Below are 1,897 nucleotides of genomic sequence, written 5' to 3'. Positions count from 1 at the left end.
GAGAATATCCTGACGACCTGCACCACTGTCTGCATTGGAAATCGTGGTATTGCCATCACCCGCTGCAAACAAATAAATATCGTTTCCTGCATCCCCAGAGAGCGTATCGTTACCTGCTCCCCCTCTCAGTGTGTCATCACCAGCGCCGCCATTCAGTCGGTCTGCACCCTCACCACCGTTAAGGACATCATTGCCGTTGTCACCATAGAGCGTGTCATTACCGACATCGCCATTAACAACATCGTTGTCATTACCGCCGTGCAAACGGTCATCACCTATTCCACCTGACAAGCTATCTGCGCCATCCATACCCTTGAGGGTATCGTTACCACCTAATCCCTCCAGGCTATCCTCCGTGGCATAACCCGTAATGGTATCTGCGGCTTCTGTTGGCACCAGCACCATCGCCTTGATGGTGGCTACATCCCAACTGGTACCATCCACAAACTCGATAGCATTCAGTTCAAAGCTGCTACTCAGGAAATAGTTGGATACCGTCACCACTTCACCGCTGCTTTTCAGAGTCAACGTCAAGCTGTTACTGGCACGCTTCACGATCACATCTGCTGGCGTAATACCTTCCAGGAAACGGAGAATATCCTGACGACCTGCACCACTGTCTGCATTGGAAATCGTGGTATTGCCATCACCCGCTGCAAACAAATAAATATCGTTTCCTGCATCCCCAGAGAGCGTATCGTTACCTGCTCCCCCTCTCAGTGTGTCATCACCAGCGCCGCCATTCAGTCGGTCTGCACCCTCACCACCGTTAAGGACATCATTGCCGTTGTCACCATAGAGCGTGTCATTACCGACATCGCCATTGACAACATCGTTGTCATTACCGCCGTGCAAACGGTCATCACCTATTCCACCTGACAAGCTATCTGCGCCATCCATACCCTTGAGGGTATCATTACCGCCCAACCCCTCCAGGCTATCCTCTGTGGCATAACCCGTAATGGTATCTGCGGCTTCTGTTGGCACCAGCACCATCGCCTTGATGGTGGCTACATCCCAACTGGTACCATCCACAAACTCGATAGCATTCAGTTCAAAGCTGCTACTCAGGAAATAGTTGGATACCGTCACCACTTCACCGCTGCTTTTCAGAGTCAACGTCAAGTTGTTACTGGCACGTTTCACGGTCACATCCGCTGGCGTAATACCTTCCAGGAAACGGAGAATATCCTGACGACTTGCACCACTGTCTGCATTGGAAATCGTGGTATTGCCATCACCCGCTGCAAACAAATAAGTATCGTTTCCTGCATCCCCAGAGAGCGTATCTCCATCCCCAGCTCCGCCTCTCAAAGTGTCATTTCCAGAACCACCAAAGAGATAATCCCGGCCGCCTCCACCTTCCAAAATATCATTACGACTACCACCACGCAGAGTGTCATCACCTTCGAGACCTAAAAGAAAGCTGTCCACATCATTTGCAAATAAGGTGTCATTCTCAGCGGTTCCTTCAAGAAAATGAAAGCCACCAGACACTTTATCTGATATCAGTTCAAGTTCTTCTGAATTCATTGCACTGAGATTCTCAATGACCAAGTTCTCTCCACCCCATTGTGATGTAAAAGAAGCAAGTCTCGTAGCTTTGAAGAATTCAACTAAATCAACAGTTCCAGATAGTTTATTTTCTTCTATTTTGCTATTTAGGGAACCTGCGAATAAGTCCCTGATCATGAGATAATAATCTCAGCAGCTTGATCAGAGGTAGTCATGGACCAACAACTCTCTTTTTCCGACAGTGAATTCAGCCAGAAGCGACGCAGAACTCGTAGGGAAATTTTTCTTGAAAGAATGGAGGTTCTGATTCCATGGAAACGCTTAGAGGCCGTAATCGAGCCCTATTACCCTAAGCGTGGCAACGGAAGACCTCCTTATCCTC

The 1,897-nt window shown here is 48.7% G+C and carries 2 protein-coding genes; one reads left to right on the top strand and one right to left on the bottom strand.

Annotation, left to right across the window (positions count from 1 at the left end):
- On the bottom strand, positions 1-1,533 hold a 1,533-nt coding region (locus WG89_RS01910), incomplete at its 3' end, for a calcium-binding protein (RefSeq protein WP_281177667.1).
- A gap of 195 nt (positions 1,534-1,728) precedes the next feature.
- On the opposite strand from WG89_RS01910, the gene WG89_RS31935 reads away from it, so the two are divergent.
- A partial coding sequence (locus tag WG89_RS31935) for a transposase (RefSeq protein ID WP_062260605.1) occupies positions 1,729-1,897 on the top strand: 169 nt, incomplete at its 3' end.

Origin of the sequence: Endozoicomonas arenosclerae, assembly GCF_001562015.1 — a bacterium.
Taxonomy (GTDB): Bacteria; Pseudomonadota; Gammaproteobacteria; order Pseudomonadales; family Endozoicomonadaceae; genus Endozoicomonas_A; species Endozoicomonas_A arenosclerae.
Note: the sequence above shows the minus strand (reverse complement) of the source record. Positions and strands in the feature narration are given on the sequence as shown.